This window comes from Mesorhizobium sp. M1A.T.Ca.IN.004.03.1.1 (assembly GCF_003997555.1).
Lineage (GTDB): Bacteria > Pseudomonadota > Alphaproteobacteria > Rhizobiales > Rhizobiaceae > Mesorhizobium.
In genome coordinates, this window is sequence record NZ_RZTV01000141.1 from 1 (window position 1) to 314 (window position 314).

At 63.4% G+C, this 314-nt stretch carries 1 protein-coding gene; it reads left to right on the top strand.

Going from position 1 to position 314, the window contains the following annotated elements; all coding sequences use genetic code 11:
- Positions 1–314 (top strand): YbaB/EbfC family nucleoid-associated protein (locus EOD29_RS31055; RefSeq protein WP_127248797.1); only part of this gene is annotated, 314 nt, incomplete at both ends.

A 314-nucleotide genomic window follows, 5' to 3' on the forward strand; every position in this document is an offset into this window, starting at 1 on the left:
GCGCGACATCATGGGCATGATGGGCAAAGTCAAGGAAATGCAGGCCAAGATGGAGCAGATGCAGGCGGAGATCGCCGAGCTCACGGCCGAAGGCAAGGCGGGCGGCGGACTCGTCGCCGTCGTCATCACGGGCAAATGCGAGCTGAAGAGCCTGAAGATCGACCCGTCGCTGTTCAAGGAAGACGATGTCGAGATCCTCGAGGACCTGATCGTTGCCGCTCACAACGACGCCAAGGACAAGGCCGAGGCGCTCGCCGCCGAAAAGACCAAGGCGCTGACCGCCGGTCTGCCGATCCCGCCCGGCTTCAAGCTGC